The sequence below is a fragment of the Odoribacter laneus YIT 12061 genome (assembly GCF_000243215.1).
GTDB lineage: Bacteria > Bacteroidota > Bacteroidia > Bacteroidales > Marinifilaceae > Culturomica > Culturomica lanea.
In genome coordinates this window covers 1,360,140-1,376,359 of the sequence record NZ_JH594596.1, presented here as the reverse complement: position 1 = coordinate 1,376,359, position 16,220 = coordinate 1,360,140, and the positions used below count along the sequence as shown (strand labels likewise).

General features: G+C 44.2%; 11 protein-coding genes. All 11 read left to right on the top strand.

Translation table 11 applies throughout. The annotated features are described in order from the left end of the window. The first annotated feature begins 144 nt into the window (after positions 1 to 144). Complete coding sequence (locus tag HMPREF9449_RS05760; RefSeq protein WP_009136301.1) at positions 145 to 1,125, top strand: IS30-like element IS4351 family transposase; 981 nt, start codon at positions 145 to 147, stop codon at positions 1,123 to 1,125. Further along, a complete protein-coding gene (locus HMPREF9449_RS05755; RefSeq protein ID WP_009136300.1) occupies positions 1,109 to 2,257 on the top strand; it encodes a SusC/RagA family TonB-linked outer membrane protein in 1,149 nt (382 codons plus the stop codon). Before HMPREF9449_RS05760 ends, HMPREF9449_RS05755 begins: the two co-directional genes overlap by 17 nt. Before the next feature lie 48 nt (positions 2,258 to 2,305). Further along, positions 2,306 to 4,105, top strand: a complete 1,800-nt coding sequence (locus HMPREF9449_RS05750; protein ID WP_009136299.1) for a RagB/SusD family nutrient uptake outer membrane protein — start codon at positions 2,306 to 2,308, stop codon at positions 4,103 to 4,105. A gap of 65 nt (positions 4,106 to 4,170) precedes the next feature. Further along, a complete protein-coding gene (locus tag HMPREF9449_RS05745) occupies positions 4,171 to 5,403 on the top strand; it encodes a DUF1735 domain-containing protein (RefSeq protein WP_040611233.1) in 1,233 nt (410 codons plus the stop codon). Positions 5,404 to 5,421: 18 nt separating this feature from the next. Beyond that, entirely contained in the window at positions 5,422 to 7,632 is a 2,211-nt protein-coding gene (locus tag HMPREF9449_RS05740; RefSeq protein ID WP_009136297.1) for an alpha-N-acetylglucosaminidase, read from the top strand. 51 nt (positions 7,633 to 7,683) lie between these two features. Further along, entirely contained in the window at positions 7,684 to 8,505 is an 822-nt protein-coding gene (locus HMPREF9449_RS05735) for an N-acetylmuramic acid 6-phosphate etherase (RefSeq protein WP_009136296.1), read from the top strand. A 10-nt stretch (positions 8,506 to 8,515) separates the two neighbouring features. Continuing rightward, positions 8,516 to 10,414 carry a beta-N-acetylhexosaminidase gene (locus HMPREF9449_RS05730; protein WP_009136295.1) on the top strand — a complete coding sequence of 633 codons (1,899 nt, stop codon included), beginning with the start codon at positions 8,516 to 8,518 and terminating at the stop codon, positions 10,412 to 10,414. A gap of 116 nt (positions 10,415 to 10,530) precedes the next feature. Continuing rightward, a complete protein-coding gene (locus tag HMPREF9449_RS05725; RefSeq protein ID WP_009136294.1) occupies positions 10,531 to 12,453 on the top strand; it encodes a hypothetical protein in 1,923 nt (640 codons plus the stop codon). Positions 12,454 to 12,475: 22 nt separating this feature from the next. Continuing rightward, the gene (locus HMPREF9449_RS05720; protein ID WP_009136293.1) at positions 12,476 to 14,398 is read left to right on the top strand and encodes a hypothetical protein; all 1,923 of its coding nucleotides are present in this window, start codon (positions 12,476 to 12,478) and stop codon (positions 14,396 to 14,398) included. Positions 14,399 to 14,405: 7 nt separating this feature from the next. Next, entirely contained in the window at positions 14,406 to 15,254 is an 849-nt protein-coding gene (locus HMPREF9449_RS05715) for a hypothetical protein (RefSeq protein WP_009136292.1), read from the top strand. A 5-nt stretch (positions 15,255 to 15,259) separates the two neighbouring features. After that, positions 15,260 to 16,216, top strand: coding sequence for a glycoside hydrolase family 43 protein (locus HMPREF9449_RS05710; RefSeq protein ID WP_009136291.1), 957 nt, complete (start codon positions 15,260 to 15,262; stop codon positions 16,214 to 16,216). The last annotated feature ends 4 nt before the right edge of the window (positions 16,217 to 16,220 follow it).

The following is a 16,220-nucleotide window of genomic DNA, read 5'->3' as shown; positions in this document are numbered from 1 at the left end:
ACTTTTTGGGTGCGGATAATAAGCAATAAAAACATTTATTTTTCAGAGAGGAAAGAGAGACAATGTCCCCCTTTCTCTCACTCTGAATGGATAAAGTTTGCTATCTTTGCTTTAATTGTCCGTCCAAAGAAAAAAAAGTTGCAGATGAGCAAACATATAACCGAGGAACAAAGGTATGCAATTTCTATGATGTTGCAAATACCGATGAGCAAAAAAGCAATAGCGGAAGCTATCGGAGTAGATAAAAGCACTGTTTACAGGGAGATAAAGCGCAATTGCGACGCCCGAAGTGGTAGCTATAGCATGGAGCTTGCCCAGCGAAAAGCAGACAGGCGCAAGCAGCAAAAACATCGCAAGGAAGTGCTTACACCGGCAATGAGAAAACGGATAATAAAGCTGTTGAAGAAAGGATTCAGCCCGGAGCAGATTGTCGGCAGGAGCCGCTTGGAGGGAATTGCGATGGTATCTCACGAAACGATATATCGCTGGATTTGGGAGGATAAGCGGCGGGGTGGCAAACTGCACAAATATCTTCGCAGACAAGGTCGCAGGTATGCCAAACGTGGTTCTAAAAATGCAGGGCGAGGATTTATCCCAGGCAGGGTGGATATTGATGAGCGTCCCGAGATAGTGGAACTGAAGGAGAGATTTGGTGATTTAGAGATAGATACAATTATTGGTAAGAACCACAAAGGTGCCATTCTTACCATTAACGACAGAGCAACAAGCAGGGTCTGGATACGCAAGTTGTCGGGAAAAGAAGCCATCCCGGTAGCTAAGATTGCAGTATGGGCACTGCGGAAAGTGAAAAACTTAATACACACAATTACGGCTGACAATGGAAAGGAGTTTGCAAAGCACGAGGAAATTGCGCAAAAATTGGAAATAAAATTCTATTTTTGCAAACCATACCACTCATGGGAACGTGGTGCCAATGAAAACACCAACGGGCTTATCAGGCAGTATATCCCAAAGGGTAAGGACTTTAGTGAAGTAACCAACAAACAGATTAAGTGGATTGAAAATAAACTCAATAATCGACCTCGTAAAAGACTTGGATACCTCACGCCAAACGAAATATTTAAACAAATTATTAATCAGAATTCTGTTGCATTTGCAAGTTGAATTCAGCGATCAAATTGGACAGCGTTTCTTGTTTTTGAGTACTGTCAATACGGATGGTCAGTATTATTATTTCGGAGACGAACAGACGCAGTATAAAGGAATGGAAGAAAATGCAATCGGCAATCCGAATGTGACTTGGGAAGAATCTACCAAAACGGATGTTGGTTTCGATCTGGGGTTGTTCAACGATAAAATTTCTTTGCAAGTAGACTTTTTCCATGAATCCCGGAAAGGTATTTTATTACAACGGGCTACGATTCCGCAGGTAACGGGTATTTATCCGTGGTCCATACCCTATGGAAATATCGGTAAAATAAAGAATAAGGGAGTGGATGCTTTATTGGAAGTCCGAAATACAACGAATTCCGGTTTCTTCTATTCTTTCAGGGGGAATTTTACATTTGCCCGCAATAAGGTGATTGAAAATGACGAACCGGCAAAAAAATATCCCTATTTATCCGGAAAGGGAAAACGTTTAAATCAACCTTTCGGGTTTGTGGCAGAAGGATTTTTCCGGGATGAAGCCGATATACAGAGTAGTCCTTATCAAGCTTTAGGTAGTGTACGTCCGGGAGATGTAAAATACAAAGATATTAATGGAGACGGGGTGATTGATTCTTATGATCAGGTGGCCATTGGCTATCCCCGTTTACCGGAAATCTCTTTCGGATTCGGAGGTACTGTCGGATACAAGGGATTTGATTTAAGTGTATATTTTACCGGAGCAGCTCATGCGACTGTAGATATTGGAGGTTTTGGAATGTGGGCTTTTTACGACGGATTGGGTTCAAACAACATTTTGAAAGAATACTACGATAATCGTTGGACGCCTGAAAATCCCAACGCTCGTTATCCGGCTATCGATGTAGGAAATAACCCCAATAATTTTGTTACTTCTACGGTGTGGAAAAAGAATGGAAATTATTTGCGGTTCCGGAATGCAGAGATTGGATATACACTGAAAAATATCAATAAAAAATACGGAATCAGTCAGTTCCGGGTATTCCTCAACGGAATGAATCTTCATACCTGGGATCATGTAAAAATTATGGATCCGGAATCAAACGACGGATGGGGACAATATCCGTTGCAACGAAGCTTTAATATCGGTTTCCAGATCGATTTTAATTAAAACATTCCTTTGAAAGATTTTAGTTGAATTCTGTAAAAAAGATTAAAAATGAAATATATATTTAAAATAGCAGCTGGAGTCCTCCTGACCTTACTGGCTTTTTCTTGTTCGGATTTTCTGGACAAAGCGCCTGAGGAAGATATTACCATACAAGAAGCTTTCCTGCAACGGAATTATGCCGAAAGTTTTTTAACAGATGCCTATGCGGATTTACCGATGGAAATTCATTTTACGGATATGGCGGATATAAATCCTTTTGTGTTGGCTTCTGATGAGTTTAATGTGCCCTGGCCGGAGAAATTCGGTAAATTGATGAACCGGGGAGCCTGGAATGCTTATAATGCCACCGGAAGGGTATGGATTAATATGTATGAAGGAGTACGTAAATCCAACATTTTCCTGGACAATATTCACATCACTCCGCTTTCAGAGGAATTTACGGCGAAAGACAAAGACCGTTGGATAGGAGAGGCAATTTTATTGAGGGCTCTTTATCATTTTTATGTCATGCGTGTTTACGGCCCTAGTCCTATCATGAATTATGCTGCCGACGTTTCGGACGATTTTACTCAAATCAGACGTCAGCCCTTAGATAGTTGTATCAACTTTGTGTTGAGGGAGTGCGACCGGGCTATACCTTTATTGCCTATGCGGGCGATTAACAATCGTCAGACCGGGCGTATGACTGCGGCTGTCGCTTATGCTTTAAAAGCCCGTTTGCTTCTTTACCGAGCCAGTGATTTATGGAACGGCAATCCGGACTATGCGAATTTTAAAGATAATGCGGGGGTCGAGTTGTTTCCGCAGGTAAAAGAAGAGAAATGGTGGGCTGAGGCTGCTGCTGCCGCAAAAAAATGTATTGAAGAATGTGAAGCTGCAGGTTATACGCTTTATCGGACAGCGGATGATGATCCGGTACAAAACTATTACCGTCTGTTTTTGGATCGTTATAATGACGAAGTGATATTGGGCCGTAATTGTGGGGTAGAACCTGTACCGGAAAAATGCGGTTTCCCGCGTAGTCAGGGCGGATGGGCCGGCTGGAATGTTACTCAGCAGCAAGTGGATGCCTACGAAATGGACAATGGAATTATTCCGATCACCGGTTATACCAGCGATGGGTCTCCTATCATTGATTCCCGTTCCGGCTATAAAGAAACGGGATATGCCGAAGAAGCCGGTCCGGCGGGACGTTGGCCGGCAGGTGTCAGAAATATGTATGTTCACCGGGATCCTCGTTTTTATGCTACTGTAGCTTACAATGGAGCTATGTTTAAAGACAAACAGATAGAATTGTGGAATACCGGAGCTGACGGCCGTGGAAATGAAGGGCGGGATTATTGTACGACCGGTTATTTACTGAAAAAATATGTAGACGAAACCTGTAATATTCCTCAGGGAATTTTCTCCTTGAAAACCTGGATATTGTTCCGTTTGGGAGAAATCTATCTGGACTATGCGGAGGCGTTAAATGAAGCGGAAGGGCCTGTTAGCGATGTTTATTATTACGTAAATCAGATTCGGGATAGAGCCGGTATGCCTGCATTACCGAAGGACTTGTCGAAATCGGAGATGCGCGAGCGAATCCGGCATGAAAGACGGATCGAACTGGCTTTCGAAACCCATCGCTATTTTGATTGCCACCGTTGGAAGATTGCCGAAAAAACAGATAACGGTCCGATCTGGGGGATGAATATTTCTGCCGGGGCTTCTTTACAAGATGAGGCTTATTACAAGCGTACTCTTATAGAGAACCGTATATTTAAAGCTCCTACTCATTATTTATTCCCGATTTTCCAGGATGAGATTGATAAGAATCCGAATTTGGTACAAAATCCGGGTTGGTAAGTTTATCAAATCCGAATAGATTGTTTAGTCGCAATGACAGCTTGTATAATTGTAATATTAAAGTGATGAAAAAAAATCGATTATTCTATATGATATTGGCCGGACTGTTTGTGTTGTCAGAAGCTTGTTCGGACGAAGTGAAAGCTTATCTGGAAGATATTCCCGATCCGGGACAGTATACTTCTCTTTATATGCCGCAGGCTTATTACAGACCTTCCAATCAGACGGTATATGTAAAAGAAGGGGTACAGTCTTATTTGGTAGCTGCTTATCTGGGGGGACCGCAAGCGGCGGATTCGGATATTCATATTACCTTTCAGATTGATGAAAAATTAGTGGAAGAATTTAATGCCCGTCAAGGGACGGATTATAGTTTACTTCCCCGGGAATGCTGGGAATTTCCGCAACAGGAAACTTACATCCCGGCCGGGAATCAGCAGAGCTTACCGCTTTATATCAATGTAAGTGCTATGGGGTATGTCTCCGTGCCGGATTCTTATCTACTGCCGGTGACCCTTGCAGAGACAAACAGTGAAATTCCGGTGTTGGAGAATTACAAGACGACTTATTTCCTTTTTACCGGTTCTTATTTGCCCGGACAGGTACCTTCCGTGAAGGTTTATTCTTTCGGGCAGGCCGTGACAAAACCGCTTCTTTGCCGGGAGAAAGATCTGATCCGGATAGATGAAAACGATAATTTGCAATTGTATCAGTCCGATGAAGACGGTATTTTTCAGGAGCCTCGTCAGATCGGCCAGGGCTGGAATGGTATCGACGTGATGTTTTATATGCCCGACAATCGGTTTATTATCCGGAATCCTGATCAGAATCTGGCGCAATATATAATCGACGATCAGTATAACTTCCTGGGACAGCGTGAGATTGGCTGGGGTTGGGGAGGAGCCTCTCAAATCGTGCCTTTCAAAAATCTGGCATTTTTAGCCGTCAATGGGGATGCATTGACAAAGTACCCGATTAATCAGAATGGAGACTTCGATTTCCCCAATTGCTCCGATATTGAAAGTCAGGGGTGGGGGGATTATAAACAAATCCTGTGTTATGGGAATTCTATTCTGGCCTTGGAAGCCGGAGGTAATTTATGGGAAATACCTCTAAGTGATGATTATGTTACGAGTGCTAGGAGACAAGTGGGATCTGGCTGGATCTTCGAAAAGTTGGTCGTGTGCGGAACGGATTTGCTGGCTTTGGATGCCAATGGAGATCTCTGGCGGTATGAGTTTGATCCGAGGGCTTTCTGGCCTTTGAAAGCGGAGGAAGAAAATACGGAAACTGAATAATTAAAAAACTTATAAGGTATGAGATATATAATAGGGATAGTATGGCTATGTATCGGCTGTATGCTTGCCGGGTGTACTGATAAAAAAGGAACACTGGATAAGGAAGCGGCCTATGCTTTAATTAAACGGGTCGTCGGTGAGAAAGCCGACCATTTTAAGGTAGAATATGTGGCCCGGGAGAATGGAAAAGACGTTTTTGAGCTGGAACAGAAAGGGAAAAAGATTGTGTTGAGGGGAAATAATGGTATTTCTGTAGCCAGTGCATTGAACCATTACCTCAACGAATATGCTCATTGCCAATATGGTTGGAATGCTTCTCATATGCAGTTGCCGGATCCGCTTCCGGAGGTGAAACAGAAGGTGAGAAAAGTAACCCCTTATGTTTACCGGCATTATTTTAACTACTGTACGTTTAGTTATACGGCTGCGTGGTGGGATTGGGAGCGTTGGCAGAAAGAGATCGATTATATGGCTTTGCACGGAGTGAATATGCCTTTGGCTATGACCGGGCAGAATGCGGTGTGGGACCGTGTATACCGGAGTATGGGCTTTACGGATGAGGATATGGACCGCTTTTTTACCGGTCCCGGTTACTTTATGTGGTTTTGGGCCGGAAATATCGATGGTTGGTGTGGTCCTTTGCCGAAAAGCTGGATGGAAAGTCATGAGGAATTGCAGAAGAAGATATTGGCCCGGGAGCGGGAGTTAGGTATGACGCCTATTTTACCGGCTTTTACAGGGCATGTACCTCCTACCTTTAAAGAGCATTTCCCGGAGGCCCGTCTCCGGCAGGTGAACTGGGAAGGACGTTTCGACGATACTTATTTGTTAGAAGCGGATGATCCTTTGTTTCAGACGATCGGAAATCGTTTTATGGAAGAACAGATCCGGACTTTTGGTACAGATCATTTATACGGGGCCGATACGTTTAATGAGATGTTTCCTCCTTCGGAAGATTCTACTTATCTGGATGGAATCAGTAAAGCTGTCTATCAATCCATGGCGGCAGTAGATCCGGAAGCAGTATGGGTGATGCAGGGGTGGTTGTTCCACGACAAACGGGATTTTTGGAAACCGGCACAAATGAAAGCTTATTTAGGGGCTGTTCCGGATGAACATTTGATTGTATTAGATCTTTGGGGAGAAGAATTTCCGATTTGGGACCGGACAGAAGCTTTCTATGGGAAACCTTGGATTTGGTGTATGTTGCACAATTTCGGAGGCCGTAATATGTTGTTTGGAAATGCCCTTAAATTGGCGGAAGAACCGTCCCGGGTATTGGCTGATCCGGCTAAAGGGCAGCTATTAGGGTTGGGAGCTGTTCCGGAAGGGATAGAACAAAACCCGGTTATCTATAGTTTACTTTTCAGTCATATCTGGAGGAATACGGCAGTGGAGCTGGATGAATGGTTTGAGACTTATCTGGAAAGCCGTTATGGCTGCCGGGATGAGGCTGTTGAGAAAGCCTGGGATATTCTCCGCAAAACGGTTTATGCCAACGAGGGAAATTACGAAAGTGCGATAACGGCTCGTCCGACTTTTGAGAAGCACAACAATTGGGCTTATACGGATATACCTTATAATCCGGTAGAAGTGATAAAAGCATGGAAATATTTGCTTCAGGCTGCCGATCGGTTGGGTGAAAATCCGTGTTATCGCTATGATTTGATTTTGGTTGGGAAACAAGTTCTGGCCAACTATGCTACGATTATCCAGCAAAAATTCGGAGAAGACTACCGGACAAAAGATTTACCTGCATTTACGCGGAATAGTCGGGAATTTATGGAATTAATAGACGATATGGACGAGTTGATGGGTACTCATGAGGCTTTTCTTTTAGGGAAATGGTTAGAAGATGCCAGGAGTTGGGGAAAGACAGCCTCGGAAAAACAATTGTATGAAAAAAATGCCCGGGATCAGATTACATTGTGGGGAGGAAAGGATGCTGTCCTCCACGACTATGCCAGTAAACAGTGGTCGGGTTTGTTTAAGGGATTTTACAAAGGACGTTGGCAATTGTTTATCGATGAAGTATACGATTGCATAAAAACAGGCCGGAAATACGATCATACTGCAAGCGACGACAGGGTAAGAAGCTGGGAGTGGGAATGGGTAAACGGACAGGAAAAATATCCGGCAGTTCCTCAGGGAGATCCGGTGGTCGTTTCCGAGAGAATGTTCGGTAAATACATAAAAAAATTACAGCAAGTTTATGACGTAAATTTTTAAGAGTGAATTCAATCAAAATAATATTAACACACTAACACAAAAAAATAAATCATGGAAAGATTGACAGAACAACCCTCTAAATACAAGGATTTGGAGAAAAAATCGGTAGAGGAATTAATCCGGGATATCAACCGGGAAGATCAGCTGGTGGCTTTGGCTATACAAAAAGTATTGCCGGATATTGCTGCCTTGATTACGGCTGTCGAAAAACAGCTGAAAAACGGAGGCCGGATGTTTTATCTGGGATGTGGAAGCGGAGGCCGGCTTTCAGTCCTGGATGCCATAGAATTGCCCAATACCTATGGAATAGAGAAAGGTATTGTAAATGTGGTTCTGGCCGGTGGGGTGGAACACTTGGTGGAAGCTTTGGAAGAAAAAGAAGACGATGTGGAAGAGGGATGGGAAACTTTACAGGAGGCAAAAATTTCGTCGGCAGATATTGTCGTCGGAATTTCGGCCAGCGGAACAACTCCTTATGTACTGGAAACGTTGAAAAAGTGCCGGGAACATTCCATTCCTTGCGGGTCTATCGTGGGAAATCCCGATTCTCCTATTTCAACGTATTCGGATTATCCGGTAGAAGTCATTACGGGACCGGAATTTATAACAGGCAGTACCCGTATGAAATGTGGTACAGTACAGAAAATGTTGTTCGATATGATCAGTACGACTGTAATGGTCCGGCTGGGGAGGGTAAAAGGCAACCGAATGGTAAATGCCCGGCTGACTAATAATAAACTGGTAGATCGTTCAACTAAAACGCTGATGGTGGAAATGGGATTGACGGATTACGAGGAAGCAAAATCGCTTATCTTAAAGTGTGGGAATGTGCAAAAAGCCATGGACTTTATTCGGTCCGGTAAAAATGTATAAAAAGAAAAGTATGGGAAAAATTTGTTTTACTAGTATACGGAAAATCATTTTATTCGGTTTGATTGCAGGATATATGCCTTTAGGGGCAGTTGCGGAAGTGTCTGACCGGAACTTGGGAATTATTCCGGCACCTTTGTCCGTGAAGGTTCATTCGGGATATTTTCAGATTACGAATGTAAAAAAGGCGGCTATTTTGTATGAAACGGAAGCGGATTTAGCTAACGCCCGTTTATTCCAGGAATATTTATGCCGGAATTTCGGTTTGGATCTGCCTGTTACAGACCGTGCCAAAAAGAAATACCAAGAGACAATTTGTTTTCAATCTTCCGGAACCCAGGAGATGGGGGCAGAAGCTTACCATCTTCTGGTAACTCCTTCCCGTATAGAAATACGGGGGAAGGAAGCAGGGGGTTTTTACGGTTTGCAATCTCTGATGCAAATGTGTTCTGTAGCTTCCGGAAAGGGAAAAATGCAAATACCTTGTGCTGAGATAGACGATGCTCCTCGTTTCGTTTACCGGGGTATTATGCAAGAGGTCGGATATCATATTTTTCCGGTAGAATTTATCAAAAGACAGATTGATTTGCTGGCCAAATACAAACTGAATGTTTACCATTGGCATCTGACGGAAGATCATGGATGGCGGATCGAGATAAAGAAATATCCGAAACTGATGGAAGTAGGAGCATACAGGGCTCAGACCTGCGTCAGTAATTATGATGAGGAAATGACAGGTGGGGACGGTATTCCTTACGGAGGATATTATACTCAGGAAGAAGTGAAAGATATTGTAGCCTATGCCCAGGCTCGGCATGTAGCTATTATTCCGGAAATCGAGTTGCCGGGGCATTCGCTGGCTGCGTTGGCTTCTTATCCGCATTTGGCCTGCGGGGATCAGCCGGGACCTTTCCGGGTGGCAGAATGGTGGGGAATATATGAGGATGTCTATTGTGCCGGCAAAGAGGAAACTTTCCGTTTTTTAGAAGACGTATTGACGGAAGTGATGGAATTATTTCCGGGAAAGTATATTCATATCGGTGGAGATGAATGTCCCAAAGAAAGATGGAAAAAATGTGCGTATTGCCAAAAACGGATAAAAGAGGAAGGTTTAAAAGACGAATTTGAATTACAGAGCTATTTTGTAAAGCGGATAGAGAAATTCGTCAATGAAAAAGGGCGTGAGATTATCGGCTGGGACGAGATCTTGGAAGGGGGATTGGCTCCGAGAGCTACGGTTATGAATTGGAGAGATACGAGTGAAGGAATTAAAGCGGCCCGTCAGCATCACGATGTCATTATGGCTCCGAACGCATTTCTTTATTTCGATTATATTCAGGGAGATCGGGCACAGGAACCATTAGCCATTGGTTGGGGATATAACCCGACAGAAAGAGTGTATGTGTATGAGCCGGTTCCCGAACAATTGGCTCCCGAACATCGTCCCTATATCATTGGGGTAGAAGCTCCCTTGTGGACCGAACATATAGATACCTACCGGAAGGCAGAGTATATGTTGTTCCCCCGCTTAATGGCCTTGTCGGAGATTGCCTGGTCTGTTCCGGAAGTAAAAGATTTGAAAAATTTTAAAGAAGAACGTTTGCCGGTACATTTGGCCTGGCTGGACACTACCGGAATTATTTACCGGGTACCGGAACCGATCGGGATGGAACGGGATACTCTTTACGGGGCTGAATTTACTGTTAGTCTGAAAGTTCCGGTGGAAGGAGGAAAGATTTATTACAATTTCGAAGGACAGCCTGCCCGGGAGACGGATTATCTGTATGAGAAGCCTTTCCGGATCATTGTTCCGGAGGGACAAAAGCGCGAACTGAAAGCTATAACGGTAGCTCCTTCCGGAAAGAGAAGTACTACTGCTACGACTATTTTTATTCATCAGAAATCGAAATAGGGAACCGCTTGTAAAGTTAAAAAACAGACTTTAAAAACGAAAAAAGCAGGGGAATGAAGCGTATCGGTTGGGAGTATGCTGTTCTTCTGCGAGGATAAAAAATAAAATAAGAACGTATGAAACGGAGTTTTATGTTGGGAGTGTTATTTTGGGGATGCTCGTTTGTGGCAAATGCTCAATCGGAATATGAAGTGGGTTTTGCCCGGGTGAGTATAGAGCCCGATTGTTCCTTGATTTCATTGCCTTTAGCCGGATATGGTTATCCGCGTGAAGGCCGGTTTACATTGGAATGGGTGAAAAAGGGCATGGGAGTGGATGTTACAGAGATGACCGGTTATGCCGGTTGTCTCTATGCCCTGAATAGAAACGGCCGTTTATTAAAACGAGAAATCAGCGATCAGAAAGGAGAGTGGAAAGTTATCGGTGCTCCTTCCGATTCTCTTTGCCTGTTGGCGGGCTTGGGGAAAGATTTGTATGCATGTGATAAAACCGGGAATATCTGGAAAGGGAAACCGGAAAATTTTCCGGGAGCTTGGAAAAAAGTGGGTACTTTCCCGGGAATTCAGGCTTTAACCACCCTTGGTGAATGTTTTTATGCAGTAGTGGAAGGGAAGGGTTTATGGGAAGGAAGGTGGGAAAATAGGCAACTTCGCTGGAAGAGAGTTGGGGAGGCTGGTTCTATTATCTCTTTGGCGGCTTACGGAGAGAGGTTGTATGCCTTAACAGCAGACGGATTGCTGTGGCAGAGGTATTTGGGAGCAGACAAGCCTTGGCTGAAAATAGCCTGGTTAAACGGTTCTACCTGTGCCGTTCGTATGAAGAAGATTGCCGTAACAGGGGGACGGTTGTACGGATTATCGGAGGAGGAAGTGGTGTATATTGCTGAACACAGCAGTTTACATGCCCTTTCTGCCAGCGCAGTAGCTATAAAATCCGGCAAAGAAACAGCCGTTATTGTAGGGGTTGATTTAACGGGATTTGATTATTCTCTGGGAGCGGCCGTAAAGAGAGAAATTACCCGAAAAAGAGGGATTCCGGCCGAGGCGATATTGATCAATGCTTCTCATTCTCATTTTGCTCCGGTGGCACAAGCTTTTCCCACTTGGGGAGAACACCAGCAATTGCCGGACAGTTTATATTTAAATGAATTTGTAAAAAAAGGAATGATAGAAGCGATTGAGCAGGCTTTGGACCGCCTGGAGAAATCAAAGCTGACTTTCGGACGTGGAACGACAGCTATTGGAGCGAACCGCAGTCTTTCCGGAGCGGATGCCTTATATGATTCAGCTTTGGATGTCATTCAGATTCAGGCGAAAAATCACAAGGGATTTATATTTCTGACGGGTTGCCATCCTGTGTTCCGGAACGAAGGGCGTTCGGGGTATACCATTAGTCCGAATTTTCCCGGTTACGCCCGAAGCCGCATAGAAGAGAAGTCCGGGGCGGACATGGCATTGTTTTTACAGGGATGTGCCGGAGATATTAATCCCCGGGCTTGGGACCCGGTGGAAACGGGAGTGGTATTGGGAGATGAGGTGCTGCGGATTATAGAAAAAGAAGGTATTCCCTTGAGGGGAAAAATTACGTATGAAATGGATTCTGTTTTGTTACCGGCCCGGGTATGGAGTGAAGATCGGATCCGGCAATTCCGGGAAGAAAACAGGGGACAGGAGGGAGATGTGGAAGCCGAGAAAAACGTGCGTTGGGCAGATATGATGCTTTCACATTATGCAGCTGGTACTGTGCCGCAATACATGCCTGTTTACATACAAATTATCAACATCGGGAATTGGCGGTTAGTAGGGCTTTCCCGGGAGGCCGTTACCCAGTATGGAATAGCGATAAAGGCCTTACAGCCGGACAAATATATCTCTGTTTTGGGATATTGCAACGATGTACCCAGTTATTTACCCAATGCAGAGCATATTAAAGCGGGTACTTATGAGGGATATAATTCTTTTTTCTGGAATGCACAGCCTTGTCTTTTTCCGGAAAATGTTTTCGATGTGGTCATAAAAAAAGTGAAAGAAAAATTTTAAAAGTCATTAAAATCGGGATACGATGAGATATAAAATATTTATTTGCGGATTCGTTTTGCTTTTATTACAGTATAAATGCTGGGCTGACGGATACCTAGCCGGTACTGCCCGGGTAAGTATAGAACCTGATTCTTCTGTGTTTTCGCTTTCCTTAGCCGGATACGGTTATCCGGGAGAGGGTCGTTTTACGCTAAAATGGGAAGAGAGCGGAGAAATCCCTGGTGTAAAAGGATTGGCGGGAGAGGAAAAAGGCTTATATGCTTTGACAGCTGAGGGGGAATTACGTCGGGGACGATGGGAGAAAGGACGGTTGGAATGGAAAACGTTGGAAAAAAATACGGATTTTTGTTTTATAACAGTTTGCCGCAATAAAATATATGCCATAGACAGTAAAAATCGATTGTGGGTAAAGGCGGTTTCCGGTAGGAAGTGGAAGGAGATGGAGACGGTGCATACCGCGAGAGGATTCACTTCCGGAAATGGAAAACTCTATTTGGCAACAGATAAAGACGAGATGTGGGAAGGGGTTCCGGACCGCGATCATATCGGTTGGCGAAAAATAGGAAAAGCGGAGCAAGTGCTGGGTTTGGCGGTAGCACAAGATCGTCTGTATGCTCTTACGGCCAATCAGATTTTATGGCAACATCCTTGGGGAGAAACGTATACTCCCTGGTTAAAAATCGGGTATCAGAATGGGATAAACTGGAAGGAACCGGTTTACCAGATTGCTGTGGCTGCGAACCGGCTTTTTGCTGTCGGAAAAGAGGGAAAACTCTACAAGGCCGTTCACAGTACGGAAGGGGGATTGACAGCCCGGGCATTGGCTTTAACCTCTGGAAAAAAGACTGTACTGGTGATAACAGCGGATTTGTGTGGGTTTGATATTTCTATGATTACAGAAGTAAAGGCAGAAATCGAAGCCCGCACAGGTATACCGGCTGAAGCTATTTTAGTAAATGCTTCCCATACACATTTTGCTCCGGTTTCTCAAGGATGGTATACTTGGGCGGAACACAACCAACTACCGGATACCCTTTATCTGCATGGAGTGGTAAAACCGGGATTGGTGAAAGCGGCTGTTGAAGCTTTGAAAAACAGGCGGGAAGTTCGCCTTTATTTTGCCCGTACGCATACCTCTATCGGAGGGAATCGGAGTCTTTCCGGAGAGGAGGCATTATACGATTCGACTCTGGATGTATTGGAGACCGTAGACTCCAAAAATGGAGAGAAAAATGTTTTGTTTCTCACAGGTTGTCATGCGGTTTTTCGCAATGCAGGAGCGGAAGGCTTCCGGATCAGCCCGAATTTTCCGGGAGTAGCCCGTCAGCTTGTAGAAGCTGCGGGAATAAAGAATGCTTTGTTTATTCAGGGCTGTGCAGGGGATATTAATCCGATGCACGAGGATCATTGGAAAACCGGTGAGATTTTGGCGGCAGATGTACAAAAAGCTTTGTCCGGACAATTGGTAGAGATTCGGGGAGAGCTTTCCTGGGGCTGGGATTCTGTATTGATTCCGATAAAGGCTTGGGATAAAGAAAAAATAAAAAACTTTAAAGAGGAAAACAGCGGTCAGGCTGGAAATTTAGAAGCCGAAAAAAATGTACGCTGGGCAGACTTAATGTTAAAGCGGTATGAGGAGAATTGCATGCCGGTTAATATGCCGGTATATGTACAAACCCTCCGGATTGGTAACTGGAAACTTGTCGGATTGTCGCGGGAAGCGGTGACAGAATACGGTATAGCTATCCGTAATATATGGCCTGATCAACTCGTTTCAGTGGCTGCTTATTGTAACGATGTGCCGAGTTATCTGCCCACTGATCCGCATATCCGGGCTGCAGACTATGAAGGATACGGGTCCTTTTTTTGGTATGGACAACCCGCTTGTTTTCCCAAGAACATACTCCCTATAATCGTGGAGAAAATAAAAATCAATAATCGCTGAAAATATTATGATACTGATAGCAGATGGAGGATCGACTAAAACTCACTGGTGTGTGACAGGTCGGCATACGGATACTCGTTTTTTCTTTACGGAGGGTTATAATCCCTATTATATTACGGAAAAATATCTGGTTACTTCCTTAAAGGAAAGTTTAATTCCGGGTTATGACTGGGACGAAGTGGAGGAAGTTCACTTTTATGGTGCGGGTTGTGCAGAGGATAAATACGATTTTATGCGGAATGCTTTGTCGAAAGTATTCCGGCATGCCCGGATTTTTATAGCTATGGATTTACTGGCTGCGGCCCGGGCTCTTTTAGGAAGAAATGCCGGATTTGCTGCTATCCTGGGTACCGGGACCAACAGTTGTTTATACGATGGGAATCGGATTACTCATAACATTGATTCTCTGGGGTTTATTTTGGGAGATGAAGGGAGCGGAGGATATATCGGCAAGAAGTTGGTATGCGATTATATACGGGGGGAAATGCCGGATGAAGTTGGATCCCGTTTCCGGGAAACATACGGTTATACGGCGGATGAACTGATCGACCGGATTTATACCCAGCCTATGGCCAATCGGTTTTGTGCCGGTTTTTGTAAATTTATCACTTCGGATCCGACGGCTCATCCTTATTTGATGGGTATCGTTCGGAACGCTTTTGAACAGCTTTTTGAGAAATTGGTTTGCCGTTATCCGGCTTATGAAACCTATTCGTTTAATTGTATCGGTTCTGTGGCTTATTATTTTCAGGATATATTGGCTGAAGTGGCTGAAAAATACCATATGCCTTTAGGGCGTATCGTCATTTCTCCCATGGAAGGATTGGTGCGTTATCATACCTTAACAGAAAATTAGGGGATATGAAAAGTAAGATGTGGTTTTTGTTCGTCGGAATTTTTTGTATGCCTTGCCTGGTGTGGGGTAGCATTCCGGATCATAACGCATCCGGGCCGGTATTATTGGGAGACCCTTTTATTATGTTGTTTGAAGGAAAATATTATGCTTATGGCACTTTTGCTGAAAATGGGATTCAGGTTTTGGTCTCGGAGGATTTAAAGGAGTGGGAAATTGCAGATGTAAAAGACGGATTGGCTTTGAGAAAAGAAGATGTGTGGGGAGACCGTTGGTTTTGGGCACCGGAAGTATATGCGGTTGGAGAGCGTTTTTATATGTATTATACGGCAGAAGAGCAGATTTGTGTGGCCGTTGCTGATTCTCCTTTGGGACCTTTTCGTCAGGAAGGAGAACAGCCGATGCTGACAGGAGAGAAAAGTATTGACAACACTTTATTTATAGACGAGGACGGGAAAGCTTATTTGTTTTTTGACCGCTTTAACGACGGACTAAATATCTGGGGGGCTGAACTAAACGAAGATTTGCAGAGTCTTCGCAAAGAAACAATGTATCCTTGCATACATGTCTCCCAGGAATGGGAGCAGGTATGGCCCCGGGTGAACGAGGGGGCTTTTGTGATCCGGCACAAGGGGACCTATTACATGACCTATTCTGCTAACAGTTATGAGAGTCCTTACTATGGAATTGGGTTTGCTACGGCTGAAAATATAAAAGGTCCGTGGGTAAAATATGCCGATAATCCTCTCTTGCAGCAAACAGCTGGGATGGTCGGAATCGGTCACAGTGCTTTGTTTACCGATAAAGAGGGAAAATTGAGAATTGTGTTCCATGCCCATTGGAGTGCAGAGGAAATTCACCCCCGTACCATGCATATCGGCTATGTACGTTTTGTTTCCCAGAAGGAGGGACCGGATAAGATGGTGATTGAAGGGCCTTTTACAGATGCTATTTATAAAAGATAAAAAG

What these genes read in the sequence shown, in the direction of transcription:
- HMPREF9449_RS05760 (WP_009136301.1), top strand. Translation starts at nt 145, where the DNA reads ATGAGCAAACATATAACCGAGGAACAAAGGTATGCAATTTCTATGATG.
- HMPREF9449_RS05750 (WP_009136299.1), top strand. Translation starts at nt 2,306, where the DNA reads ATGAAATATATATTTAAAATAGCAGCTGGAGTCCTCCTGACCTTACTG.
- HMPREF9449_RS05745 (WP_040611233.1), top strand. Translation starts at nt 4,171, where the DNA reads ATGAAAAAAAATCGATTATTCTATATGATATTGGCCGGACTGTTTGTG.
- HMPREF9449_RS05740 (WP_009136297.1), top strand. Translation starts at nt 5,422, where the DNA reads ATGAGATATATAATAGGGATAGTATGGCTATGTATCGGCTGTATGCTT.
- HMPREF9449_RS05735 (WP_009136296.1), top strand. Translation starts at nt 7,684, where the DNA reads ATGGAAAGATTGACAGAACAACCCTCTAAATACAAGGATTTGGAGAAA.
- HMPREF9449_RS05730 (WP_009136295.1), top strand. Translation starts at nt 8,516, where the DNA reads ATGGGAAAAATTTGTTTTACTAGTATACGGAAAATCATTTTATTCGGT.
- HMPREF9449_RS05725 (WP_009136294.1), top strand. Translation starts at nt 10,531, where the DNA reads ATGAAACGGAGTTTTATGTTGGGAGTGTTATTTTGGGGATGCTCGTTT.
- HMPREF9449_RS05720 (WP_009136293.1), top strand. Translation starts at nt 12,476, where the DNA reads ATGAGATATAAAATATTTATTTGCGGATTCGTTTTGCTTTTATTACAG.
- HMPREF9449_RS05715 (WP_009136292.1), top strand. Translation starts at nt 14,406, where the DNA reads ATGATACTGATAGCAGATGGAGGATCGACTAAAACTCACTGGTGTGTG.
- HMPREF9449_RS05710 (WP_009136291.1), top strand. Translation starts at nt 15,260, where the DNA reads ATGAAAAGTAAGATGTGGTTTTTGTTCGTCGGAATTTTTTGTATGCCT.